We start from the raw sequence: 25,450 nt of genomic DNA, 5'->3' as shown, positions 1-25,450 counted from the left end.
ATATGCCGCGACCGCTCGCCCAGCCACTGAGGTCGAGCGGGGCACGTCCCCTCTCCCCGCAGGCGGGGAGAGGGTTAGGGTGAGGGGCACGCCACGAGCAAAAGGGCATCTGCTAAAGTTCATTCTCATCACCCCATCTTCCCCACAGAAAAAATCCCCGCCGGATCGAGCTTTTCCTTCACCCGCGCAGACAACGCCGCAACGGCATCCGGCAGCGGTTCGAAGGTCGGGATATCGCCGCGTGCTGCTTCCGTGGCCCGGATCAGGGTTGCGTGGCCGCCGCCCAATGCGCGGATATAGCGGCGGAGAAGCTCAGCTTCGGGATCTGCCTCCATTCGCATCCAGACCAGTCCTCCCTGCCAGTCGTAAAAGGCATCGATGCCGGCCTCCAGCCGCAGCGCCGAGACCAGATGATAACCGGCGCTCGGGGCGAGCGAGACCCGCCAGAGCGGTTTTTCCGTGCCATCGGCATAAGGGACAACGTTGCGGATCTCGCGCCAGAGCGTGAGGCTCCGTTCCATACCGAGCGTCGCAACCGGTCCGAAGGCTTCCATGACGGCGGCAAGTTTTTGCGCCCGGACCTCTACAGAAGGCCCAAGCCCTTCGAGCCGCAGCACGGTCGCCTCACCTTCCGGCAGGTGATTGCCGATGAAGCGAGAACGGACGCTTGCCGGCAGGTGTGCGGCACCGGAGATTTCCACCGGCAAGGCCATGGCCGCAGCCATCGCCTTTGCCGCCATCTCGTCGTCAAGGCCGGAGATGACGACGGTTTCCACCGCTGGCGGAACCGGCAGCACGCGAAAAGTGACTTCGGTGACGAAACCGAGCGTGCCCTGCGAGCCGGCCAGCAACTTCGTGAGGTCGAGACCGGTAACGTTCTTCATCACCCTGCCGCCGGCGCGGATGATCTCACCGCGGCCGTTGACGAAGCGGAGACCGAGAAGGCTGTCGCGCGCAGCCCCTGCGGTGAGACGGCGGGGGCCGGAAACGTTGGCTGCAAAGACGCCGCCGATGGTCGGCTCGCGAGAATGAGCTCCATGGGTGCCGAGAATGCCGCGATGATCCATCGGTTCGAAAGCCATCATCTGGCGGTTGGCAGCAAGGGCTGCCTCGACCTCGGAAACCGGCGTGCCGGACCTGACCGTCATCACCATTTCGGCGGGGTCATAATCGACGATGCCGGTGAGACCCCGGGAGCTGATCTGTTCGGCTGGCTGGTTCGCCCTGGCAAAACCACGAGTGTTGTTGCCGCAGATCTCCAGCGGCTTTCTCTCGGCTGCCGCATTGCGAATGATGTAGGCGGCATCGGCTTCGGTGTTGGGGATCAGCATGCGGGGGATGCTCCCCGCTGGTGTCGAGAGTGTGAATACCCCCCTCTGCCCTGCCGGCTTTCCTGGGTCGAGCCACGTGTCTCGCCCCGCTCTCCGAGCCCCCCACAAGGAGGGAGATCAGCCAGGCGCACCCATTTGCTCCAATCAATGTTGGATATGTATCGAGACGATAAGACGGGTAGAGAGAGGAACGAGGCGCATGCCTCTCGTGATCTCCCCCCTTGTGGGGGAGATGCCCGGCAGGGCAGAGGGGAGTGATGGGGGAACGAGACGGAACTGGAAAGCATAGGCTTCATCCCCTCCCTTCCAGCGGAAACACCTTTGACGGATTGAGGATCCAGTCCTCGTCAAACGCGGCGCGCACCGCCATCTGCTGCGCAAGCTCGGCCGGCGTATATTGATGCCGCATCAGGTCGCGTTTTTCGATGCCGACGCCGTGTTCGCCGGTGAGGCAGCCGCCGGCATCGACGCAGAGTTTGAGGATCTCGTTGCCCGCCTCTTCCGCCTTCATCGCCTCTTCCGGGTCATTGGCGTTGAACAAGATCAGCGGGTGCATGTTGCCGTCGCCGGCGTGGAACACATTGGCGACGCGAAGGCCGAAGCGATCGACGATTTCCGACGTCTTTTTCAGCACATAAGAGAGCTTGCCGAGCGGCACCGTGCCATCCATGCAGATGTAGTCGGCGATGCGGCCGGTGGCGCCGAAGGCGGATTTGCGGCCTTTCCAGATCAGCGCGGCCTCGGTTGCCGACTGGCATTCGCGCACGGTCATGACCTGATGGCGACGGGCGATCTCGACGATGTTTTCCAGCGTGGCATCCATTTCCGCTTCCGAGCCTTCGACCTCGACGATCAGGAGTGCGCCGACATCGAGCGGGTAACCAGCCTTGGCAAAAGCCTCGCAGATCTCGATCGCCGGCTTGTCCATGAATTCGATGGCGACCGGTATGATGCCGGCGGCGATGATATCGGCCACGCAGGCGCCGGCTTCCTCGGATGTCGAGAACCCGAACAGGACCGGGCGGGCGCCTTCCGGCTTGGCGATCAGGCGAACCGTCGCCTCGGTGACGATGCCGAGCTGGCCTTCCGAGCCGCAGACGAGGCCCAAGAGATCATAGCCTGCCGCATCCAGATGCTTGCCGCCCAGCTCGATCACCTGGCCATCGACCAGGACCAGTTTCACGCCGAGAAGATTGTTGGTGGTGACACCGTATTTCAGACAGTGCGCGCCGCCGGAATTCATGCCGATATTGCCGCCGATGGTGCAGGCAAGCTGGGAGCTGGGATCGGGTGCGTAAAAGAAACCGTCCACCGCCACGGCTTCGGAAATATTCAGGTTGGTGACGCCGGCCTGGACCGTCGCGGTGCGGTTGGCATAGTCGATCTCGATGATGCGGGACATGCGCGACAGGCCGAGCACGACCGCATCCTCCTGCGGGATGGCGCCGCCCGAAAGCGAGGTACCGGCGCCGCGCGGCACGACGGGGATACCGTAGCGATGACAGTATTTCATCACCGCCGCCACCTGCGAGGTGGTACGCGGCAGAACGACCGCAAGCGGCACGCGACGATAGCTGATGAAGGCATCGGTTTCGAAGGGAACCAGCTCTCGCGCCTCATGGATGACGCAATCGGCCGGCAGAAGGCCGCGCAGATCATCGATGATGGTTGCCCTGCGAGACAGGACATCCTGCCTCGGCGGCAAAAACTGGATTGGCTGCGGCATGCATTCCTCCCTCGCATGTCTCAATCGCAACCTATTTCATGACGCCGGGATGCTTCAACTTATTCTTGACGAATGTCGCCTCGATGCGTTCGCCATGCGCATTTCGGCAACATTTCGAGGAAAGTTGAACAGGTGTGCAATAAGCTGTTGACGTCTCAGTTTATCGACCCCCTTATATTTAGCTGAGTAAGGGTTTTTAACGGGTGATTCACGATTAAATTCGATCCCGACACCTCGTTAATCCTGGCGCAATCATTATATTAGTAAAATGAAACTCTCGGAGGTGTTTTCTAAATTGGGCCTGATGAACCGTATCGCCAGCAATCTTCGTCTCATGGTGCAGCGCCCCCCGCGCCAGCAATATGCTGCGATCTGCTATCGCGCCACCAAGCGCGGCGAATACGAGGTTCTGGTTGCCACCAGTCGCGATACCGGTCGGTGGGTGATCCCCAAGGGTTGGCCGATGGAAAACAGACAAGCGCATCAGGTCGCCGAGCAGGAAGCCAGGGAAGAAGTCGGCGTCAAGGGCAAGGCCGAGAAAAAGCCTTTTGGCTTTTACCACTACCGCAAGGGTCTCGATAACGGCATCAAGGTGCCGGTGCGCGTGCAGGTTCATCTGCTCAAGGTCGAAGGCAGCTGCAAGGACTTCAAGGAAAAGGGCGTGCGGCAGATCGAGTGGGTTTCTCCCGAAGAAGCCTCCAACCGGGTGAACGAGCCGGAACTGAAAATCCTGATGCTGCAGTTTGCCGAAAAGATGCGCAAACCGGTTCAGGATGTCGCCGCGGTTGGCACTCTCGCCATGAAAGCCACGGGCTGAGCAGGCCCTGCGGCTCAACATCATAATCTCTTCAAAAGCGAGCGCTAAAAAAGCTTCGGGATAAAACCGGAGCAAGATATCCAAGCGCTGCTCATTACCGATAAAACGAAGCATGGCCCAACAGAAGCCGCGTCTGGCAAAGCCGACGCTCGACAAGGATCTGGAAAAACTCTCCTCGGTGGAAGACGCCGCGCGGCATACGGCGCGCGGGCTTGCCGGTCCGGGCGTGGCGCTGCTCTTCATCATTCTGGCCGCGATTTTCGCCTCGACCTATGTGACCGGCACATCCGGTTCCGTCATCGTCATCGCCGCTGCGGCCCTGGCCGGCTATATGGCGATGAATATCGGCGCAAATGACGTGACCAACAATATCGGTGCTGCCGTCGGTGCGCGCGCCATGACGATGGGTTTCGGTCTGGTTCTGGCCGCCATTTTCGAGGTGTCGGGGGCGGTTCTTGCCGGCGGCAATGTCGCCACCACGATCGCCAGCGGCATCACCAACGGGGCGCTGATTTCCAGCCCTAACGTGCTGATCTGGGCGATGATGGCGGCGCTTCTTGCCGCTGCCGTGCTGATCAACATCGCGACCTGGGCGAGCGCGCCGATCTCGACCACCCACTCGATCGTCGGTGCGGTGATGGGTGCCGGCATTGCCGCCGCCGGTTTCGGCGCGATCAACTGGGGGCTGGTCGCAGGCATTACCGCAAGCTGGGTCGTCTCACCGGTGCTCGGAGCGATGATCGCGGCGGCCTTCCTGTTGCTGGTCAAGGAAACGATCATCTACCGCGAAGACAAGATCACGTCAGCCAAGACATGGGTGCCGGTGCTGATCGGTATCATGACCGGGGTATTTGCGGGCTATCTGACACTTGTCGGTGGCAACCAGCTGCGTGCGCCCTCGCCTTATCTGGCAAGCCTGGTGGCCGTCGTGACCGGCCTTATCGCCTGGCGGGTGCTGATCCCGGTGATTGCCCGGCAGGCGGAGGGACTTGAAAACCGCAACCAGTCGCTGAGAAAGCTGTTTCGCATTCCGCTGATCCTTTCGGCGGCGCTGATGTCATTTGCGCATGGAGCGAACGACGTGTCGAACGCGATCGGGCCATTGGCGGCGATCGTCGGAGCGGTTCAGGACGTGGCCACCGGCAGCGTGCACCGCATGCCCGGCGTACCGCTGTGGGAACTGGTGATCGGCGGTCTGGGCATTTCGCTCGGGCTTCTGCTTTACGGACCAAAACTGGTGCGGCTGGTGGGTGCCGAGATCACAAAGCTCAACCCGATGCGGGCTTATTGCGTCTCGCTGTCGACGGGACTGACGGTGCTCGTCGCTTCCTGGATCGGACTACCGGTTTCCTCCACCCATATTGCCGTGGGCGCGGTCTTCGGCGTCGGGCTTTTCCGTGAGTGGTACACACGCAATTCGAAGCGGCGCTACGAATATATGCGGGTCCGTTCCGGCCGCGACATCCACCCCGAGCCCGAGCCCGAGGAACGCGAGCACAATGACGACGAGATGAAACGGCGCTACCTGGTGCGCCGTTCGCATATCCTGAGCATTCTCGCCGCCTGGATTATCACGCTTCCGGCCGCGGCAGGCCTTGCGGCGATCATTGCTACGGTTATGTTTGCGCTGTTTTTGTAAGAGAAGATCATGCGCGCCAATTTTCGCCTTCAGCGGCTTTTCGTCGATGCTCCCCTGTCTGCCGACACCCGGCATGAGGTGTCGAGCGAGCAGTTCAATTATCTCGCCAACGTGCTGAGGCTGGAAGCCGGTGCGAAGGTTCTGGTATTCAACGGACGCGACGGCGAATGGCTGGCCGAGATCACCTTTCCCAGCCGCAAGAAGATCGTGCTTCAGCCGATCGAGCAGACAAGGCCGCAGCCGGAAACCTCCGACCTGCATTATCTGTTTGCGCCGCTAAAAGTCGGCCGGCTGGATTATCTGGTGCAGAAGGCCGTGGAGATGGGGGCCGGCACCATGCAGCCAGTGATGACCCAGCATGTGCAGGGCAAGATCACCAATCTCGACCGGCTGAGAGCGAATGTGACGGAAGCTGCCGAACAATGCGGCGTGCTGTCGATCCCGGAGGTTTGCGAACCGCGCAAGCTTGCCGAGATACTGGAGCGCTGGTCTGAAGACCGGCGGATCATCTTCTGTGACGAAGGCGACGAGGGCCAGAACCCGCTGCCGATTCTGGCAAAGATCACTGAGAAAAAGCTTGCGCTTCTGGTCGGCCCGGAGGGCGGGTTTTCGGAGGAGGAACGCAGCCTCTTGCGCTCTCTGCCCTTCGTGACGGCGATCCCGCTCGGGCCGCGGATCCTGCGGGCCGATACGGCGGCGGTTGCGGCACTGGCGGTCATTCAGGCGGCGATCGGTGATTGGAAGTAATGGAGGACCATTGCAGACTTGCCAAAGCGCAACAGATCGCACTGTTTTTCTGAACTGATCTTGAAACAAATTCGCTTGCACCGCAGATGAATTCGGTTCAATCAGCCGGACGATTATCAGTCTGGCTTATCATTCCAGGCCTTCCGACCAAGGTATTTTCATGGCGCGTGACACGACCGACCAGACACCACTTTCCTCGGTATCTGAGCTTTCCGCCTATCTGGCGCAGGGCTCGCGCCCCAAGGAAAAATTCCGCATCGGCACCGAACACGAGAAATTCGTGTTTTTCGCCAAGGACAACTCTCCAGTTCCCTATTTCGGCGATGCCAGCATTTCCGCGCTTTTGAAGGGCATGCAGGAAAGGCTCGACTGGGAGCCGATCATGGACGGCGAGAACATTATCGGGCTTGGAGAACAGTCCGGCATGGGCGCGATCTCGATCGAGCCTGGCGGCCAGTTCGAATTGTCCGGAGCGCCGCTGGAGACGATCCACGAGACCTGCAAGGAATCCAACAAGCACCTGGCGCTGGTGAAAGAGATCGCAGAGCCGATGGGCATCCGCTTCATTGGGCTGGGCGGCAGCCCGACATGGTCTCTGGCTGAAACGCCGCGCATGCCAAAATCCCGCTACGACATCATGACCCGTTACATGCCGAAGGTCGGCGCCAAGGGTCTCGACATGATGTACCGCACCTGCACGATCCAGGTTAACCTCGATTTCTCCTCGGAAGCCGACATGGCCGCCAAGATGCGGGTGTCGATGAAGCTGCAGTCGATCGCGACCGCGCTGTTTGCTTCCTCGCCGTTTACCGAAGGCAAGCCTAACGGTCTCCTCTCCTGGCGCGGCGATATCTGGCGCGATACCGACAACCGGCGTTCCGGCACCCTGCCCTTCGTCTTCGATGCGGATTTCCGGTTCGACCACTATGTCGAATGGGCGCTCGACGTGCCGATGTATTTTATCGTTCGCGACGGCAAATATCACGACTGCACACATGTGACCTTCCGCCAGTTCATGGCCGGCGCACTGAAGGGCGAAGTGGCCGACTGGCAGCCGAACATGGGCGACTGGACGAACCACCTCTCGACGCTCTTCCCCGACGTTCGACTGAAGCGTTTTCTTGAAATGCGCGGCGCAGACGGCGGCCCGTGGCGCCGGATCTGCGCGCTTCCGGCCTTCTGGGTCGGTTTGCTCTATGACGATGCGGCGCTTGCCGAAGCCGAGGCGCTGACGGCAGACTGGACGTTCGAGGATGTTGTCGCGATGCGCGATGCCGTGCCGGCACAGGGGCTTGCAGCGACGATCAAGGGCCGTCCGGTTCTGGACGTGGCGCGCGATGCAGTGCGGATTTCGACGGCCGGCCTCAAGGCACGGGCGAAGCTGAATGGCGACGGCCAGGACGAAAGCGTCTTCCTGCAACCGCTCGAAGAAGTGCTGGCGAAGAAGGCAACGCTCGCCGACGACCTGCTTTCGCTATTCAACGGCCGCTGGAATGGCTCGGTCGAGCCGGTGTTCGACGAATACCAGTATTGATCTGAAAGCCCGCTTCGGCGGGCTTTTCTTCGCTCCACACAAAACAAAAAAGGCCCGGCGCGGGTGTCCGGCCGGGCAAGAGGCAGGGTCATTGGCTTACCCTGCGGGGAAAATCATAGACGTCAAGAATGATGCACGCGGTCAGCGAGCTGGCGGCCGGGCAAACCGCGTGCGGGCGCGCGTACGAGCCGCTTTTGCCAGAAGCAGAGACGGATCATCCAGTGCGCCGGAACGATCAAGTGCGATCACGACATCACGGCGGCTAAGTCCGATATCGTCGAGCATATGATCATCCAATTCAGAAAGCGGATGCGCCGCAATGCGATTACGGATGGCGCGCCATGCGGATTTGATGCGCACGAACACGGCCGTCTGGACCAAACCGGCGCGAACCGGGGCCGTAGCCTTTACGAGCTTCAAATCAGTTCCGCATTCGGTCGTGCTCATCGGGGTATCCTTTCATCGGGCACGGTCAAAGGCTTTCCGACTGCTGATGCGGGCGGATTGCCGGTGAGACATTTGCGCCGTTTGCAACAGCGCCTCTGTTCGAGAATTGCAGGTGTTATCGGTTAATCGTATTGATCAGTCCAACGAATGTTTCTAATGATGATTATCAACTTCACTGATGGATGACGCCCATGTCCGCTCCTCTCGATATCGACCAGTTGCATACTTTCATCGCCATCATCGACACGGGCAGCTTCACCAAGGCTGCGGACCGGGTGTTCAAGACACAATCTGCCGTGTCGATGCAAATGCGCAGGCTTGAAGAGCGGATCGGCAAGCAGCTCTTTGCCAAGGACGGGCGCGGCAACCGCCTGACCGCCGAGGGCGAGAAGCTGATGAACTACGCCCGGCGCATCATCCGGCTGAACAATGAGGCGATTGCTGCGTTCGACGACAATAGGCTGGAGGGCACGATCCGGATCGGCACTCCCGACGATTATGCCGACCGCTACATGCCGGAAATCATCGGCCGGTTCGCCAAGACCCATCCGAATGTGGAACTCTATATCGTCTGTGAACCATCGGTCAGCCTCGGCGAAAAGATGGCGCGGGGCGAACTCGATATCGCACTCGTGACCCATAACCCGCGGCAGCGGATCTCGGATGTGGTGCGGACGGAACCGCTGTGCTGGGTTGCATCCGCCAACCATCCACTGAAGGACGATGCGCCGGTGCCGCTTGCGGTCGGACGCCGTGACTGTCTGTGGCGGCAACTTGCCTGTTCGGCACTGGACGCGGATGGGCGCGAATATCAGGTTCTGTTCACCAGCTGGTCTTCGACCGTCATTGCGGCTGCGATCCTTGCCGGCATGGCCGTTTCGGTTCTGCCGGAATCGGCACTTCGGCCGGGCATGAAGGTTCTGACAGCCGCAGACGGCTTTCCGCCGCTGCCGCCAGTGCAGATCGGCCTGATGAAACGGCCGGGGCTTTCGCCGTCGCTGATGAACGCGATCACCGATCACATCACCGCCTGTCTCGACAACATTTCACCGGCCGCGATACCCGACGATCTCGACGGCGAGGTGAAGAGCTTCGCCCGGCAGGCGCGAGCGAGGTCGGGCCAGGTGATGACGGGGTGGTGAGATCACCGTCATCGTTTCATTTTCCAACGCGGCTGCAAACGGTTAAAGAAAATACCCTCATATCATAATCTTGAGGTGTGGCATCGCCGCCATTCGATCGGAATTTCCTATCATGCTTACACTTCGCCAGATGCGGTATTTCGAGGCGCTGGCTGCCACGCGGCATTTCGGCAAGGCGGCGGCGATGGTGCATGTCAGCCAGCCGGCGCTTTCGACCCAGATCATGGAAATGGAAGATCATCTGGGCGCGCAGCTGGTGGAGCGCAATCGCGCCGGCGTGCTTCTGACCGCCAAGGGCGAGGCGGTATTGTCGCGCATCCGCGTCATTCTTGGCGCGGTCGACGAACTGGAACAGACGGCGAGGCGCAAGAGCGGTGTGCTGGCCGGGCCGATCCGCATCGGCATCATTCCGACGGTCGCGCCCTATCTTGTGCCGAAACTGATCCCGTATCTGCGTCAAGCCTATCCGGAAATCGAGATTGAGCTGAAGGAAACAGTGACCGACCGGCTGGTTGCCGAACTTCTCGACGGGCGGCTGGATGCGGTGATCGCGGCGCTGCCGGTAGAAGCAGAGACGCTTGAGGTCAGGCCCTTGTTCGCCGACCGGTTCTTCATGGCGATGGCGAAGAATGACCGTGAGGTGCTGACCTCGCCGATGACGGAAAACCAGGTGGATGCCGACCGGCTGCTGCTGCTCGAAGAAGGGCACTGCCTGCGCGATCAGGCGCTTGCCGTCTGCAGCGCGGCCGGGAAAAGAAGCCTCGTCAATTTTGGCGCAACCTCAATGGCGACGCTGCTGCAGATGGTATCCCATGACATGGGAATGACGTTGATCCCCGAAATGGCGCTTGCCTCGGAAACCGCGCGAAACAACCTGATAATCGTGCCGTTTGCCGATCCCGCTCCGTCTCGCGAGATCGGATTGATATGGCGAAAATCCAGCGGGCGTTCAGAGGACATGTCTGCCTTGGCGGCAGCGATTATCGAGACAGCACCGAAGCAGAAATGAGGGGCGCCGAGCGCCCCTCACCCGATCTTGGATCAGGCCGCGAGGTCCAGGACGACACGGCCGTCGATCTTGCCCTCTTCCATGCGGTGGAAAATGGCGTTTATGTTTTCCAGCTTGTCCCAAGAGAAAGTCGCGGCAACCTTGCCTTCCCCAGCAAAGACCAGCGATTCCTCAAGATCCTGGCGGGTGCCGACGATGGAGCCACGCACGGTGATGCGCTTCAGAACCGTATCGAAGACCGGCAGCGAGATATAACCGGGTGGCAGGCCGACCAGCGCCATCGTGCCCCTGGAGCGCAGGAAGCCGTAGGCCTGCTCCATCGCCTTGGGCGAAACGGCGGTAACCAGCGCGCCATGCACGCCGCCGGTCGCCTTCTGCACCTGCTCGATGGCATCGGCATCGCGGCCATTGACTGTGATGTCTGCGCCAAGCTTTTTCGCCAGATCCAGCTTTTCATCAAAAATATCGGCGGCCACAACATGCATGCCCATGGCCTTGGCATATTGAACCGCCATATGGCCGAGGCCGCCAACGCCGGAGATGACCACCCATTCGCCGGGCCGGACCTCAGTTTCCTTCAGGCCCTTGTAGACGGTGACGCCGGCGCAGAGCACGGGAGCGGCTGCGCCGAATTCGAGATTATCCGGCAGGCGGCCACAGAAATCCGGATCGGCCAGACCATATTGCGCAAACGTGCCGTTGACGGAATAACCGGTATTCTGCTGGCTGCCGCAGAGCGTTTCCCAGCCGGTGCGGCAAGGCGAGCACGCGCCGCAGGCGGTGTGCAGCCAAGGCACGCCGACGCGATCGCCTTCCTTGATACGGGAGACGCCGGCACCGAGTTTTGCGACATAGCCGACACCCTCATGGCCGGGAATGAAGGGCGGATTGGGCTTGACCGGCCAATCGCCATTCGCGGCGTGAAGATCGGTGTGGCAGACACCTGTCGCTTCGTATTTTATCAGGACCTGACCCGGACCTGGATCGGGGATCGTCACTTCCTCGATGACAAGCGGCTTTCCGAATGCCCGTACGACGGCGGCCTTCATTGTTGATGCCATTTCATCCTCCTCACAAGCGATGACATTCGGCTGAGCGCTTGCTCGCCGCAACCTTGGAGAGAAAAGAAGCCGAACTGACACATGTCAACGTCGGCGGGTTTGCCGCCGCCGCTTCTGTCGCAAGGCTGCTACACTTGTGTGTGGCAAGATTGGTGTCAGCTAAGATACTGCCTGAAGAAGCCGGTCGTTCGGTTCCAGGCGAGATCTGCGGCTGCCTTGTCATAACGGGCGGCCGAGGTGTCGTTGTTGAAGGCGTGGTTGACGCCCTCGTAGACGAAGATCTCGAAGGTCTTGCCGTTCTTTTCCAGTGCCTCGCGATAGGCGGGGATGCCGGCATTGATGCGCTCGTCGAGGCCGCCGTAATGCAGCATCAGCGGCGCCTTGATTTTTGGCACATCCGCCGCCGGTGCCTGTTGTCCATAGTAGGCGACGCCAGCGTTAAGCTCCGGAGAGTTGACCGCGATGCGGTTGACGAGACCACCACCCCAGCAGAAACCGACAGCACCGACTTTTCCGTTGGCGCCTTCATGTTTCGAAAGCCAGGCACGCGCCGCTTCGCCATCAGCGGCAGTCTGTGCCGGCGCGAGGGTGGAAAACATCTCGCGCGCCTTGTCCTCATCCGCGGGTGTTCCGCCGAGAGGAGAGAGGAAATCCACCGCAAGCGCATTGAAGCCTTCCAGCGCCGCGCGGCGGGCGACATCGCGGATATGGTCGTTGAGGCCGCGGTTTTCGTGGATGACGATGATGGAGCCGAGCGGGCCGGTCGCGGATTTGGGACGGGCCCAATAGGCTTTCATGTCGCCGGTCGAACCGGGAAAAGTGACGTTTTCGGTCGTCAGCCGGTCGTCGCTTGCCTCGACCATGGCGGCGCGGGCGCCATTGGCGGCGAGCATGGGGGCGATGGCGGCCGCTGCGGCGCCGGACCCTGCGAGTGCGGTCAGCCGTTCCATGAACTTGCGTCGGTCGAGATGGAGATGGGTATATTCGTCATAGGCGTTGATCATCGCCTGGGTGACTTTTGGCTCCTTGTCCATGATGCCTGCTCCTCTCGCTACGCTTCGTGCAAAGTTAGGGCGGCCCTCCGACAAGGCGATGAAGCGCGGAAGGGCCGCGCTACACTTATGCGTGAAGAAATTGGTGCGTTAAAAAGATTGGTGCGTGAGAGCGGACCCGCCTCAGGACGTGGCGAGCCAAATCGCCAGCCAGCCCCACATCAACACTGTCACCATGAAGCCGAGCATGAACAGCGGGCGGCGCAGAAGCAGCCGGTTGCTGGTGATGTGGACATAGGAATGCGCGTAACGCGAGATGACGAAGATCCAGGCGAGTACAATGGTGATGATGTTGTCGGCATTGCAGATGAAGATCGCCAGCACGCCGGCGTGAAAAAGCATCGGCAGCTCGAACTGGTTCTTCAGGTTGTTATGGACCAGCAGGCTCTCAGTCGGCTCTGACAAGTTCTCCTTGAACTGCCGCGCATCGTAACCGCCGTCGCGGATGGCTGCGCCGCGGCGCATCGACAGCAGGTAATAGAGGATGAAGACCAGAAAGGCGTGGGCAATCATTGGCCAGAACATGGCGGTCGTGTCGGTCATCATCGGCAATACTCCTAAAATCTTCCCGACCTTCTGGCACGAAAACGGGCCGGGCAAAATGCCCGGCCCGCCTGAAATCGGTGGAGATGCTTCAACTCTTTACGAGCTGACGCCCGGATAGTTCGGGCTTTCGCGGGTGATGGTCACGCCATGCGGATGGCTTTCGCGAAGACCGGCGCCCGAAATGCGCACGAAGGTCGCCTTTTCCTGGAAGTCCTTGATGTCCTTGCCGCCGACATAACCCATGGCAGCCTTGAGGCCACCGGCGAGCTGGTGCAGCACGGCCGAAACCGGGCCCTTGTAGGGAACCTGGCCTTCGATGCCTTCCGGAACGAGCTTCAGCGTGTCGCGCACTTCCGCCTGGAAGTAACGGTCTGCCGAGCCGCGCGCCATGGCGCCGACGGAGCCCATGCCGCGATAGGCTTTGAAGGAACGGCCCTGGTAGAGGTAAACTTCGCCCGGGCTTTCATCGGTACCGGCCAGAAGCGAGCCGACCATGACGGCGGAGGCGCCGGCGGCGATCGCCTTGGCGACGTCGCCCGAGAACTTCAGACCACCATCGGCGATGACCGGGATACCGTGCTTGTTGCCTTCATCGACGGCGGCCATGACGGCTGCGAGCTGCGGAACGCCGACGCCTGCGACAACGCGGGTGGTGCAGATCGAGCCTGGGCCGATACCGACCTTGATGCAGTCTGCGCCGGCATCGATCAGTGCCTTGGTACCTTCAGCGGTAGCGACATTGCCGGCGATGATGCGAATGGCGTTCGACATCTTCTTGACGTGGGCAACGGCATCCAGAACCTTCTGGGAATGACCGTGGGCGGTATCGACGACGATGACATCGACGCCTGCATCGATCAGGCGCTCGGCGCGCTCGACACCATCGTCGCCGGTGGAGATGGCGGCGGCGGCACGCAGACGGCCCTGAGCGTCCTTGGCGGCGTTCGGGTTGAGCTGCGACTTCTCGATGTCCTTGACGGTGATGAGACCGATGCAGCGGCCTTCATTATCGACAACCAGCAGCTTTTCGATACGGTGCGAATGGAGAAGGCGCTTGGCCTCGGCCTGCTCGACACCGTCCTTGACCGTGATCAGGTTGTCGCGGGTCATCAGTTCGAAGATCTTCTGGTTCGGATCAGAAGCGAAACGGACGTCGCGGTTGGTGAGGATACCGACCAGACGGCCCGGGCGACCGCCGTTTTCGACGACCGGAATGCCGGAAATGCCGTGAGCCTTCATCAACGACAGGGCTTCGGCCAGCGTTGCATCCGGGCCGATCGTGACCGGGTTGACGACCATGCCGCTTTCGAACTTCTTGACCTGGCGGACTTCTTCAGCTTGTTCGATCGGGGTCAGGTTGCGGTGGATGACGCCCATGCCGCCCGACTGCGCCATGGCGATCGCCAGACGGCTTTCGGTGACCGTGTCCATGGCCGAGGACAGGATCGGCAACGAAAGGTCGATATCCTTGGCGATGCGGGTGGAAATATTGGTCTGACCCGGCATGATTTCCGAGTGCCCCGGCTGGAGAAGCACGTCGTCGAATGTTAGCGCTTCCGCGCCGGTTGCCGAGATTACGATGCGTGCCATTGCCAGTTCCTTCAGTTGGATAGGCAGAATCCTCCGGGAAAAGGAAATCCTTCATCCGGTTGCTTCTGCATGAAATACATGGAAGTTGGCGAGGGCTGGTAACACGTTCATGACAACAAGGGAATAGAAAAAACCCGGGAGGCAGCCCACCCGGGTTTGCATAGCTCATATGCTGTACGCAGAAAACGATCAGATATCGAACTGATAGCTCTTCGGCACGAAGCGGTAACCCGTCTCCTGCTTTTCGGCATAACCGACCGCCGGGAACGGCATGTGATAGCCGAGGAAGGCGACCTTGTCGGTGGCGACCATGTCGAACACCTTCTTCCGGGTTGCGGCGGCGGCGGCCTTGTCCATGTCGAACTTCACTTCCCAATCCGGGCGCTGCAGCGACAGCACGAAGTGGTTTGCCGTGTCGGCCGTCAGGATCAGGCGCTTGCCGGCGGATTCGACGTTGAAGATCATGTGGCCCGGCGAGTGGCCGAAAGCTGCCATGCTGGTGATGCCGGAGACGACATCGGCGCCATCACCGATGAAGGTGATCTTTTCGGCAAGCGGCTTGACGTTGGCAAGCACGCCCTTGTGGCCACCTTCGGCAGGTGTGCCGACACGGGCGGTATCGCTCCAGAAATCGTATTCCTTCTGGCCGACGACATAACGGGCATTCTCGAAGGCAGGTTTTCCATTTTCCATCAGGCCGCCGATATGGTCGCCGTGTAGATGGGTCAGGACGACGATGGTGACGTCCGCCGGCATGTAACCGGCAGCGGCCATACCTTCGATCAGGCGGCCTGCGCCCTGTGCATGACCGGACTGGCCGAAACCGGTATCGAACAGGATAACGTCAGAACCGGTGTCGATCAGGGTCGGCGAGAAGCCGTTGACGAACTGGTCGGTCGGCAAAAAATTGTCAGACAGAAGCGCGCCGACGGTTTCAGCGGACTGGTTGGTGCCGAAGGTTTCGTTCGGCACGCCAGACGGACGAGCGCCATCCTTGACGACGAGAACCTCGAAACTGCCTACCTTGAACTTATGAAGATCGGGCGGGGTAACGCGATCGATTGCCAAATTGCTGCTCGCTTTGCTGCTGTCCTGGGCGAAGGCCGCCCGGTTGCCGATGATTGCCGGTGCAGCGAGGACCGTTAAGCCCGCAGTGCCCAGCAAAGTTCTTCTTCCGATACCGTTTCCAGCCATATCCCGTTCCCTCATGACGAATGATGTCGACGCGAAGTTAGCGCGCCCGAGCGAAAAGTTGACGATGATCAGGGCTCAAAATCGCGTTTTCACGCAGACGTGACACCTCGCCCGATCAATGCGATGAACAAAAGGCGCGGAACGTCCATTGGCAGAACGGCTTTGGAGGTTTACAGGCCTCTTGTCCCTCGGGCCTGTCAGATAACGGCATCCGTCTCCATGAATCGTATCATTCCACTCATCCTCGCTGTCGCCCTGTTCATGGAGAACATGGATTCGACTGTGATCGCCACCGCGCTTCCGACAATCGCCAATGATCTCGGCGTCAGCCCGATCACACTCAAGCTGGCGCTAACCTCCTATATGGTGGCGCTTGCGATGTTCATACCGATCAGCGGATGGATGTCGGACCGGTTCGGCGCGAAGAAGGTGTTCCGGCTGGCGATCTGTGTATTCATCATCGGATCGATCCTCTGCGCGATCTCCGATTCTGTCGTCCAGTTCGTCATGTCACGTTTTCTGCAGGGCATGGGCGGGGCAATGATGACGCCGGTCGGGCGCCTGGTTCTGCTGCGCACCACCAAGCGCAGCGATCTCGTTTCCGCCATGGCGCTTTTGACCATACCGGCGCTTGTCGGGCCGCTGACGGGGCCGCCGATCGGTGGCTTCATTACGACCTATTTTTCCTGGCACTGGATCTTCATCATCAATGTGCCGATCGGGGTGATCGGCCTTTACCTCACCGGCAGATACCTGCCCGAAGTGCCGCCGATGGGAACTGCCAGGATGGACTGGACTGGCTTCCTGCTGACATCCGTCGCGGCCTCCGGCGTCGTGTTCGGGCTTTCGGTAATCGGCCTGCCGGCCCTGCCGCCCGCAGTCGGAATCAGCGCAACGCTTGCAGGCTTTGCCGCGTGCTTTCTTTATGTGCGTCACGCAAGGCTGCACCCTCACCCGATCCTGAACCTGCAGATCTTCAACGACCGGGCATTCAGGGCATCGACAACGGGTGGCACGCTGTTTCGGATTGCCACCGGTGCCATCCCCTTTCTGATGCCGCTGATGTTGCAACTCGGTTTCGGGCTCAATCCGTTCCAATCCGGCCTTATCACTTTTTCAGGTGCGATCGGTGCGCTGACCGTGAAGTTCATGGCACGGCGGGTATTTGCCGTCACCGGCTTCCGCACGGCGCTTATGGTCGCCGGCGTTCTCGGCGCAGCCATGACGGCGGTGAATGGGTTCTTCACGCCCGAGACGCCGCATATCTGGATCATCGGTGCGCTTCTGGCGGCAGGCCTGTTCCGCTCGCTGTTCTTTACCGGCGTCAACGCACTCGGTTATTCGGAGATTTCCGACGAACTGGCGAGCCAGGCGACCTCGATGGCATCCGCGCTGCAGCAGGTCAGCCTTGCGCTTGGCGTCGCCTTTGCCGCCTTCATCCTGGAAATGTCGTCGATGTTTTCAGGCAGCCATCTGCAGCTTTCAGATTTTCACCTTGCCTTCTTCATCGTGGCAGCCGTCTCGCTGTTTTCGATCATTCCGCTCATCAAGCTCGATCCGCTGACAGGCGCCGATGTTTCCGGCCACCGGGGCCGGCGACCGGCTGACGTGCAGCCGGAAGCGGGAGAATAAGGATCAGTCGTCAGACGTCTCGGAAACGACTTCGGCGTCGGCATCCTCTGCCCTGCGTCCCTTGAAGTGCTTGGCGAGCAGGAACATCTCGACCGACTCCTGACGCGACGACGCGGGCTTCACATGGATGACCTGCTTGAAGTTCTTCTTCAGGAGATCAAGCAGATCCTTTTCCGTGCCGCCCTGGAAGGTTTTGGCCAGGAAGTGGCCGCCTTCGGCCAGAACCTCGATGGCGAAATGCGCCGCGACCTCGCACAAATGCATGGTGCGCAGATGGTCGGTCCGGTGATGGCCGGTCGTCGGCGCCGCCATATCGGAAAGCACGAGGTTCGGCACGCCGCCGATCGCTTCCTTCAAAAGCGCAGGCGCGCTGTCATCGAGAAAGTCGAGTTGCAGGATTTTTACGCCCGGCAAGGGATCGACCTCGAGGAAGTCGATGGCGGCGACGCGCGGATCCTCGTCCGTCGAGTTCGTCACCTTGGCGGCGATCTGCGACCAGCTGCCAGGTGCTGCGCCCAAATCGATGATGCGGCGGGCGCCCTTCAAGATCTGGTGTTTTTCATCGATCTCAAGCAGCTTGAAGGCGGCGCGGGCGCGATAACCCTCGAGCTTTGCCCGCTGCACGTAAGGATCGTTGATATGGCGCTCCAGCCAGCGGCGCGAAGACGCCTTCAGCTTGCCCTTCTTGACCTTCTGGCCGAGCTTTCGCCCTGTTCTGTTTATTCCGACCGGTGTCTTCGTCATCGCCGTCTCAAAACCTCTCCGGAACCTGTCGAACCCGATCTGCGCGAGCGCACACGCCGCCAGACGCCATCATCGGCCATCATATCGGTCAAAAGCCCTTCGCGCAGCCCGCGATCGGCAACCCGCATTCTGGGACTTGGCCAACGGCGGCGGATCGCCTCCAGAATGGCGCAGCCGGCAAGCACGAGATCCGCCCTGTCCGGACCGATGCACGGGTTGGCGGCGCGCCCGGCAAAATCCCAGGAGAGCAGCTTTGCCTGCATGGCGGAAACTTCCGCATCCGACAACCACAGCCCATCGACCCTGCGGCGATCATAACGCGGCAGATCGAGATGGACGCCGGCAAGAGTCGTCACCGTACCCGATGTGCCGATCAGATGGAAATCGTAGTCGCTGCCGTTGCCACCGGTCTCAGGCGGCGGGCAATCGAATTTCGCCAGCATGCCCTGAACCTCACAGATCATCGCCTCGAAGACATCCGGCGTCACATCGCGACCACCATAACGCTCCGACAGAGTGACGACGCCGACGGGTAGCGACGTCCAGTGCGTGATATGGTTGGCAAGCCGCGATGAACGATTGTCGGCGATGCGGATGACGGCAATTTCCGACGAGCCACCGCCGATATCGAACAGCACGATCGAACGCGCCTCACGCCCCACAAGCGAGGAGCAGCCGGAAACGGCAAGACGCGCCTCTGTCTCACGATCGATGATTTCCAGCTCAAGACCGGTTTCGGCAGTCACCCGCGCCAGAAATTCCTCGCCGTTTGCGGCGGCGCGGCAGGCTTCGGTTGCGATCAACCGCATCTTGCGGATCGGCTTGGCGGCGAGCTTTAAGGCACAGATGCGCAAAGCCTCGACCGCACGGTCCATCGCGTCGTTCGACAGCCGGCCGGTGGCTGCAAGCCCCTCCCCTAGACGCACGATGCGCGAGAACGCATCGACGACGCGAAAATGGCCGGGACGCGTCGGCTGGGCGATCAGCAGGCGGCAATTGTTGGTGCCGAGATCGAGCGCGGCATAAAGGTCATCGTGGAAGGGAAGCGTCGCGTCGACCGACTGCAGGGCCGGGGTGATGCTGCTGCCCTGCTCGGAAGACGACATCGCCCGCGTCAACGCAGGCTGCGAAACACCGTTCAGAGCGCCTTTTGCCTGTGTGAGGGGGCGCCCCTGAAGGCCGCGACCGGCCCGGTTCTTCTTGCGCCGGTCCCGCCCTCTGCCGCCATGAGACTGACCGCTGTGAGCCTGGCCACCATGAGACTGGCCGCCGTGATTTTTGCCCTCATTCCGCGATGCGCCTTCGCCACCCGCATGATGGGGCTGCTGCGCGCCTGCGCCGGCATTCGATGCACCTGCCGAATGAGATGATCCGCCTCGGGCATCGACATGCGGCTTGCCACCGGAATGCCCTGAAGCACCGGCTGCAGCCTGTGACATATGATCGGACGATGCACCGGGATGAGATCTGGAGCGCCTGCGCTTGCGTTTGCGCGCAGGCTGATCCTGCTTGGCGACATCCGATTTCCCGGCATCGCGTTTAGCCACGTCCTGTCTTGACGAGTCCTGCTTTTTTTCTGGGCGCGCGGCCGGGTCAGCCTGAACGGCCGATGACGCGTGTTGGGAAGTGTTCGCATTGCGGTTTTTGCCGCCGCGCTTCCCTTTCCTGCGACGGGGCCGCTTTTGCGCCCCACGCTCTCCGGCCGACGCCCCGCCATCTGGCGGCATACGGCCGCTATCGGGGTCCATTGGTCGTTCTATCCATTTCGCGGCGCACCGCCTCCAAAAGGCGTGCTGCTGCGTCTGATTGCTTCGTTGCGGCAAGGATAACAGCGCAAGCGCAATTCGCCAATGTCTTTTTCCGAACGGCGACCAAAAGTGGCTGATGCAACATGCTGCAAATTTTTCGGAAAAAACTATTTGCAAGTCGCGAAGGTTTGGCTATAAGCGCCGCACACCGACGAACCGGCCAAGCGCCGCTTCCTGCTGGGGAATAGTTCAACGGTAGAACGACGGACTCTGACTCCGTTAATCTTGGTTCGAATCCAGGTTCCCCAGCCAACTTCCTCTAGAAGATTATGTTTTTGTTGGCGTTTTGATTGCGTGTCATGATTGCTAATCATATCCGCAGACTTGATAGCCTATGTCGAATCGCTGCACAGAAGCTGGCTTAACGCTTCGGCGCAGCGGCGGACTGGACCCTCAGCCCATCAAGCTCCGCCTCGCTCAGCGCACGCACTGCCCCCTTATCCAGATCACCCAGAGCGAGATCACCGATCGCGACGCGGATGAGGCGCAGCGTGGCGATGTCGAGCGCTTCGAGCATGCGACGGATGTGGCGGTTTTTGCCTTCGTCCAGTTCGATCTCCAGCCAGGAATTCTTTTCGCCTTCGCGCAGTTTTATCGCGCGGCGGGCTTTTAAGGTTTCGCCGTCCTGATCGATACCTTTCGTCATTGCCTCCAGCATCGCGTCGTCGACGAGCGTGTCGATCTGGACGTGATAGGTTTTCGGCACATGGGTTTCGGGATCGAGCAACGCATTGGCGAATTGCGTGTCATTGGTGAAGAGGAGAAGGCCCTCGCTCGCCTTGTCGAGCCGACCGACAGGGGAGAGGTGGGTGTGGTCGTGGCCTTTCAGGCAATCGAAGACGGTCGGGCGGCCTTCGGGGTCATGGCGGGTGGTGACTAGGCCGCGGGGTTTGTTGAGCATCAGATAGACCGGGGCTTCGGCCGCGACCTCTCTTCCATCGACGGCGAGCTTTGCGGTGTCGAGGTCGATCCAGGCTTCGGTATCGGTGACGGTGCGGCCGTTGACGCTGACCTGGCCGGCGCGGATGAGATCCTCGGCTTGCTTGCGTGAGCAGAAGCCGAGTTTCGACAAGGCACGCGGGAGCGTGACGCGTTTGCCGGAGGATGGCGCGGCGGGTTTGCGGACGGGGGCCGCCGGCGGCCGGCGGTTCTGTGTTGGTTTGGAGCGTCGGGGCTTTTCGTTCATTTCATGCGGTTTCCTGCGCAGGCGATCACGTCTTCGCTCGACTCTGAGTTTCCGCCCCCTCTGGCCTGTCGGCTGCCGGGGCAGAGCCACCTGTCTCTGCCCGCTCTTCGAGCCCGCCACAAGTGGGGAGATTACGAGTGGTACCCGCCTGCCTTACTTTTGGCCTCGGTTGAGCGGCCAGCTTGAACCATTTGCCTTGCGGGACGGTCAGGACGGGTCTTGTCCAGCCTTCCCTGTTGACCCATCCGCCCTTGCCATTCTATGCCCGGCTTCGTCCAGTCCTATATGGTCCGGATGTGATCAAAACCCAATTGCCAAAACCCAGTTGTGACGAAGAGAGACGCCGGTGAGCCAGGATAACATTACGACAGACCTCGTGACGCTGCGCGATTACTGGCGTTATGCGATTTCCCGTTTCAATGCGGCCGAGCTGGGTTACGGCCACGGCACGACGACGGCCGGGGACGATGCGGCGTTTCTGCTGCTCGATTCACTCAACCTGCCGATCGATGCGCTCGATCCGTTTCTCGATGCGCGGCTTCTCCCATCCGAACGCAAGCTGCTTTCCGAGCGGATCGAGACGCGTGTGACGACGCGCAAGCCTTCGTCCTATATTACCGGCCATTCCTATATCCAGGGCGTGCGCTTCCATGTCGACGAGCGGGTGATCGTGCCGCGTTCGCATATCGGCGAGATCCTGTTTTCCGAATATCTGGGCGAACAGGGTTCGGCCTATCTGCCTGATCCCTTTGCCGTGGAAACTGCCGTCGATATCTGCACCGGTTCGGGCTGCCTTGCGGTGCTGGCGGCAAAATTCTTCCCCAATGCGGCGATCGATGCGGTCGATCTTTCGGCCGATGCGCTGGAAGTGGCGAAGATCAATGTCGCCGAGCATGAAGTCGGTGAACAGGTGTCGCTCCATCAGGGCGATCTGTTTGCGCCGCTCAAGGGCAAGACCTATGACCTGATCATCACCAACCCGCCCTATGTGGACCATGCCTCGATGGCCGGTTTTCCGGCGGAGCATCAGGCGGAGCCGGCAATGGCGCATGACGGCGGCGAGGACGGGCTCGATCTGGTGCGCCAGATCCTGGAGCAGGCCGGCGACTATCTCAACCCGGAAGGCGGGATGATCTGCGAGATCGGCTCGGGCCGGGAAATTCTCGAAGAGGAATATCCGCATCTGGAATTCCTCTGGCTGGAAACGGCGGAATCGCAGGATGCCGTGTTCTGGATTTCGGCCGAGGCGCTGAAAGGCTAAAGCACCGCCATTTCGACATTTTTCGTTTGCGCGGCGATCACCGGGGCGGCATGTTCCGGTGATGGTTGAGTGTGGAGACGAAAGATCATGGCGGCTGCGGATGTCATCGTGCTTGGAGCCGGCATTGTCGGCATTTCGACGGCCTTGCAGCTTGCCCGGCGCGGCAAGGCGGTGGTTCTCGTCGACCGGGGCGAGCCGGGTCGCGAAACCTCCTATGGCAATGCCGGGCTGATCCAGCGCGAAGGCGTCGTCCCTTACGGCTTTCCGCAGCAGTTCGGCCAAATATTGCGCAATGCCATGAACAACCGGATCGACTCGCATTTTCACTGGCGGGCGCTTCCTTCCGTTTCTTCCTTCCTGGCAAAGTACTGGTGGCATTCGAACCTTTCGCGCCATCAGCTGATCGCCCGCGCCTACGCGCCTTTGATCGAGCATTCGATCTCCACCCATAACGAGCTGATCGAGGAAGCGGGGGCGCAGGCGCTGATCGCCAAGGATGGCTGGACAGAGCTTTTTCGCACGCCTGCCAAACGGGATGGCGAGCTTCGCGAGGCCGAAAGGCTGGCACAGGAATACGGCGTGGCGTTCGAGGCGCTTTCGCCGAAGGAACTGGCGGTGCGGGAGCCGCATCTTTCTCAAGGTTTCACCGGTGCCTTGCGCTGGGAAGATCCGTGGTCGGTGAAGGACCCGCTGGCGCTGAGCCAGGCCTATGTGAGGCTGTTCGAAAAGCTGGGCGGCAAGGTGCTGAAAGGCGATGCGCGCAGCCTTTCGAAAACCACGAGCGGATGGCGGATCGTGGCGGGGGAAGGCACGGTGGAAGCCAAGGACGTGGTCGTGGCGCTCGGGCCGTGGTCTGACGTGGTGACGAAGCCGCTCGGTTACAGTTTCCTCGTCGGGGTGAAGCGCGGCTATCACATGCATTATGCGCCCAAGGGCAATGCGGTGCTCAACGGCTGGCTGCTGGATGCGGAGCGCGGTTATCTTCTGGCGCCGATGAACCAGGGGATACGGCTGACGACCGGGGCGGAATTCGCTCGCCGGGATGCCCCGAAAACGCCGGTGCAGTTGGCCCGCGCAGAAGCGGTTGCGCGCAGCATCTTGCCGCTCGGCGAGAGACTGGACAAGGAGCCGTGGATGGGTGCCCGCCCCTGCACACCGGACATGATGCCGGTGATCGGAAGAGCGCCCCGGCATGAGGGCCTGTGGTTCGCTTTCGGCCATGCACATCACGGGCTGACGCTCGGACCGGTGACGGGTCAGGTGATTGCCGAGGCAATTTTGGGCGAAAAGACGCTGATCGATATTTCGGCCTATCGGCCAGAGCGGTTCAATGCTTGATGCCTCCGGGCCTGATGCCTCCGGACCTGATGGTTGCGGGCCTGATGGTTGCGGGCCTCAATAGCGATCACAGCGGCCGGGCTGGCTTTTGGCAAAAAGGCGGGTTAGGCTTTAAGGAACAATCAAAGGGAACGATGCCCGGATGATCGCCCCTGATCCGCCGGGCCGACATGACAATGGCACGTTATCTCATCTACGACGCCAGATTTCTCGACCGTTAGCGCGCCTCATTAGCGGCGTGAACGGGCGTTTTTCGCCTCGGGTTCGATTGGATTTTCTGGTGTTTCATGAATGATGTTGCCAATGCCAAAAGCTTTTTCGATGCCAATCCCGATATCGAGGTTCTAGAGGCCTTCGTGATCGATGCGAATGGTGTTCCGCGCGGAAAGTGGATACCGCGCGAACGGGCGCTGGACGTGCTGGACAAAGGCATGGCGATGCCGCGCTCGGTCTATGCACTGGATGTCTGGGGCCGCGACGTGAATGCCGCCGGACTAGCGCAGGGAACCGGCGATCCGGACGGGTTATGTTTTCCCATTCCCGGTACGCTGTCGCGGATCAACTGGCTGAACCGGCCGACGGCACAGGTGCTGCTCGGCATGCGCGATCCGGACGGTTCCGGTTTCTACGGCGATCCGCGGCAGGTGCTGGCCAATGTGCTCAAAGGGTTTGCGAAGATCGGGCTGACGCCGGTAGTGGCGACGGAGCTCGAGTTCTACCTGATCGACCCGCTGCGTTCGGCGCTCGATCCTGTGCGACCGCCGAACTCGCGCGAGGGGCGCTGGCATACGGGCCAGACGCAGGTGCTTTCGATCTCCGAACTGCAGGATTTCGAGGATGTGTTCCATGGCATTGCCAGTGCCGCAAGGGCGCAACGCATACCGGCCGACATGGTGGTGCGTGAAAACGGACCGGGCCAGTACGAGATCAATCTCAACCATGTGCCGGATGCGCTGAGAGCCGCAGATTATGCGGTGCTTCTGAAGCGGATCGTCAAGAGCGTGGCACGGGCGAATGATCTCGATGCGACCTTCATGGCGAAACCCTATGGCATGCAGGCAGGCAGCGGCATGCATGTGCATTTCTCGCTGATCGACGAGAGCGGGCGCAATGTCTATGCCGGCGAGGACGGGCCTTCGGAAATGCTGTTTCATTCGGTCGGCGGGTTGCTGGAGAATATGGGGGAGAGCATGGCGGTGTTTGCGCCACATGCCAATTCCTACCGGCGCTTGAGGCCATCGGAACATGCGCCGACCTATGCATCCTGGGGGTTCGACAACCGGTCGGCGGCGGTGCGGGTGATCACCGCATCGAAGCCTGCGACGCGGATCGAGCATCGGGTGGCGGGTGCAGATGTGAACCCCTATCTGGCGCTGGCGATGATCCTCAATGCCGCACTTTCCGGCATCAAGGAGAAGCGTAATCCGGGCGGGGCGATTACCGGCGACGAGCACGCGATCAACCATGATCCGCTGCCGACCAACTGGGACTATGCGCTGCGGCAGTTTGCCCGATCCACTTTCGCCTATGCCACACTCGGCCCGAAATACCGGTCGCTCTATAGTGCCTGCAAGGCGCAGGAACTGGCCGAGTTTTCGCTGCGCGTCACCGACGTGGAATATGACGCCTATATAAGGACGGTATGA

At 60.8% G+C, this 25,450-nt stretch carries 21 protein-coding genes and 1 tRNA gene; 11 read left to right on the top strand and 11 right to left on the bottom strand.

All coding sequences use genetic code 11. From position 1 onward, the window contains the following. Nucleotides 1-128: 128 nt before the first annotated feature. Together JZX87_RS04210 and JZX87_RS04205 are read right to left on the bottom strand one after the other, a co-directional pair. Entirely contained in the window at nt 129-1,331 is a 1,203-nt protein-coding gene (locus JZX87_RS04210) for an FAD-binding protein (RefSeq protein WP_206824100.1), read from the bottom strand. A 292-nt stretch (nt 1,332-1,623) separates the two neighbouring features. Further along, a complete protein-coding gene (locus JZX87_RS04205) occupies nt 1,624-3,057 on the bottom strand; it encodes an FAD-linked oxidase C-terminal domain-containing protein (RefSeq protein WP_148147380.1) in 1,434 nt (477 codons plus the stop codon). A 334-nt stretch (nt 3,058-3,391) separates the two neighbouring features. Between JZX87_RS04205 and JZX87_RS04200 the strand changes: the two genes are divergently transcribed. From JZX87_RS04200 to JZX87_RS04185, 4 genes are all read left to right on the top strand, one after another. Then, nucleotides 3,392-3,874, top strand: coding sequence for an NUDIX hydrolase (locus JZX87_RS04200; RefSeq protein ID WP_206824552.1), 483 nt, complete (start codon nt 3,392-3,394; stop codon nt 3,872-3,874). Nucleotides 3,875-3,986: 112 nt separating this feature from the next. Then, nucleotides 3,987-5,513: an inorganic phosphate transporter gene (locus JZX87_RS04195; RefSeq protein WP_206824097.1), complete on the top strand. Its 1,527-nt coding sequence runs from the start codon at nt 3,987-3,989 to the stop codon at nt 5,511-5,513. A gap of 9 nt (nt 5,514-5,522) precedes the next feature. After that, entirely contained in the window at nt 5,523-6,260 is a 738-nt protein-coding gene (locus JZX87_RS04190; RefSeq protein ID WP_206824095.1) for a 16S rRNA (uracil(1498)-N(3))-methyltransferase, read from the top strand. Between the two features lie 160 nt (nt 6,261-6,420). Continuing rightward, complete coding sequence (locus tag JZX87_RS04185; protein ID WP_206824093.1) at nt 6,421-7,794, top strand: glutamate--cysteine ligase; 1,374 nt, start codon at nt 6,421-6,423, stop codon at nt 7,792-7,794. Between the two features lie 141 nt (nt 7,795-7,935). Here the strand turns inward: JZX87_RS04185 and JZX87_RS04180 are convergent, their stop codons facing one another. After that, nucleotides 7,936-8,241, bottom strand: a complete 306-nt coding sequence (locus JZX87_RS04180; RefSeq protein WP_206824092.1) for a DUF1127 domain-containing protein — start codon at nt 8,239-8,241, stop codon at nt 7,936-7,938. Nucleotides 8,242-8,432: 191 nt separating this feature from the next. Here JZX87_RS04180 and JZX87_RS04175 point away from each other — a divergent pair, with 191 nt between their 5' ends. Then, nucleotides 8,433-9,383, top strand: a complete 951-nt coding sequence (locus tag JZX87_RS04175; RefSeq protein ID WP_148147385.1) for a LysR substrate-binding domain-containing protein — start codon at nt 8,433-8,435, stop codon at nt 9,381-9,383. 112 nt (nt 9,384-9,495) lie between these two features. Continuing rightward, nucleotides 9,496-10,392, top strand: coding sequence for a hydrogen peroxide-inducible genes activator (locus JZX87_RS04170; RefSeq protein WP_148147386.1), 897 nt, complete (start codon nt 9,496-9,498; stop codon nt 10,390-10,392). A 32-nt stretch (nt 10,393-10,424) separates the two neighbouring features. On the opposite strand, the gene adhP is transcribed toward JZX87_RS04170, so the two are convergent. From adhP to JZX87_RS04145, 5 genes are all read right to left on the bottom strand, one after another. Next, a complete protein-coding gene (gene adhP, locus JZX87_RS04165; RefSeq protein WP_206824091.1) occupies nt 10,425-11,453 on the bottom strand; it encodes an alcohol dehydrogenase AdhP in 1,029 nt (342 codons plus the stop codon). Between the two features lie 155 nt (nt 11,454-11,608). Further along, nucleotides 11,609-12,487, bottom strand: coding sequence for a dienelactone hydrolase family protein (locus JZX87_RS04160; protein WP_206824090.1), 879 nt, complete (start codon nt 12,485-12,487; stop codon nt 11,609-11,611). Nucleotides 12,488-12,628: 141 nt separating this feature from the next. After that, the gene (locus tag JZX87_RS04155) at nt 12,629-13,048 is read right to left on the bottom strand and encodes an MAPEG family protein (protein ID WP_148147403.1); all 420 of its coding nucleotides are present in this window, start codon (nt 13,046-13,048) and stop codon (nt 12,629-12,631) included. 99 nt (nt 13,049-13,147) lie between these two features. Beyond that, nucleotides 13,148-14,641 (bottom strand): IMP dehydrogenase, encoded by a 1,494-nt coding sequence (gene guaB / locus JZX87_RS04150; RefSeq protein ID WP_206824089.1) that lies wholly within the window; start codon nt 14,639-14,641, stop codon nt 13,148-13,150. 189 nt (nt 14,642-14,830) lie between these two features. Then, a complete protein-coding gene (locus JZX87_RS04145; RefSeq protein ID WP_206824084.1) occupies nt 14,831-15,835 on the bottom strand; it encodes an MBL fold metallo-hydrolase in 1,005 nt (334 codons plus the stop codon). 219 nt (nt 15,836-16,054) lie between these two features. Here JZX87_RS04145 and JZX87_RS04140 point away from each other — a divergent pair, with 219 nt between their 5' ends. Further along, entirely contained in the window at nt 16,055-17,467 is a 1,413-nt protein-coding gene (locus JZX87_RS04140) for an MFS transporter (RefSeq protein WP_148147391.1), read from the top strand. A 3-nt stretch (nt 17,468-17,470) separates the two neighbouring features. Here the strand turns inward: JZX87_RS04140 and JZX87_RS04135 are convergent, their stop codons facing one another. Together JZX87_RS04135 and JZX87_RS04130 are read right to left on the bottom strand one after the other, a co-directional pair. Further along, nucleotides 17,471-18,211, bottom strand: coding sequence for an RlmE family RNA methyltransferase (locus tag JZX87_RS04135; protein WP_148147392.1), 741 nt, complete (start codon nt 18,209-18,211; stop codon nt 17,471-17,473). Then, entirely contained in the window at nt 18,208-19,938 is a 1,731-nt protein-coding gene (locus JZX87_RS04130) for a Ppx/GppA phosphatase family protein (protein WP_502711299.1), read from the bottom strand. The genes JZX87_RS04135 and JZX87_RS04130 overlap by 4 nt, the downstream gene beginning before the upstream one ends. A gap of 259 nt (nt 19,939-20,197) precedes the next feature. Between JZX87_RS04130 and JZX87_RS04125 the strand changes: the two genes are divergently transcribed. Next, nucleotides 20,198-20,271, top strand: a tRNA-Gln gene (locus JZX87_RS04125). Between the two features lie 109 nt (nt 20,272-20,380). On the opposite strand, the gene JZX87_RS04120 is transcribed toward JZX87_RS04125, so the two are convergent. Beyond that, nucleotides 20,381-21,205, bottom strand: coding sequence for a pseudouridine synthase (locus JZX87_RS04120; protein WP_206824082.1), 825 nt, complete (start codon nt 21,203-21,205; stop codon nt 20,381-20,383). A 346-nt stretch (nt 21,206-21,551) separates the two neighbouring features. Between JZX87_RS04120 and prmB the strand changes: the two genes are divergently transcribed. The 3 genes from prmB (at nt 21,552) to JZX87_RS04105 (ending at nt 25,450) form a co-directional block, all read left to right on the top strand. Further along, on the top strand, nt 21,552-22,466 hold the full coding sequence (gene prmB, locus JZX87_RS04115; RefSeq protein ID WP_206824081.1) for a 50S ribosomal protein L3 N(5)-glutamine methyltransferase: 915 nt from the start codon (nt 21,552-21,554) through the stop codon (nt 22,464-22,466). Nucleotides 22,467-22,553: 87 nt separating this feature from the next. Further along, the gene (locus JZX87_RS04110) at nt 22,554-23,804 is read left to right on the top strand and encodes an NAD(P)/FAD-dependent oxidoreductase (protein WP_206824080.1); all 1,251 of its coding nucleotides are present in this window, start codon (nt 22,554-22,556) and stop codon (nt 23,802-23,804) included. 287 nt (nt 23,805-24,091) lie between these two features. Next, nucleotides 24,092-25,450 carry a glutamine synthetase family protein gene (locus JZX87_RS04105; protein ID WP_206824079.1) on the top strand — a complete coding sequence of 453 codons (1,359 nt, stop codon included), beginning with the start codon at nt 24,092-24,094 and terminating at the stop codon, nt 25,448-25,450.

This window comes from Agrobacterium sp. Ap1 (assembly GCF_017313375.1).
Classification (GTDB): Bacteria; Pseudomonadota; Alphaproteobacteria; order Rhizobiales; family Rhizobiaceae; genus Neorhizobium; species Neorhizobium cellulosilyticum.
The sequence above is the reverse complement of the archived record's forward strand: the minus strand, read 5'-3'. Positions and strand labels throughout refer to the sequence as shown.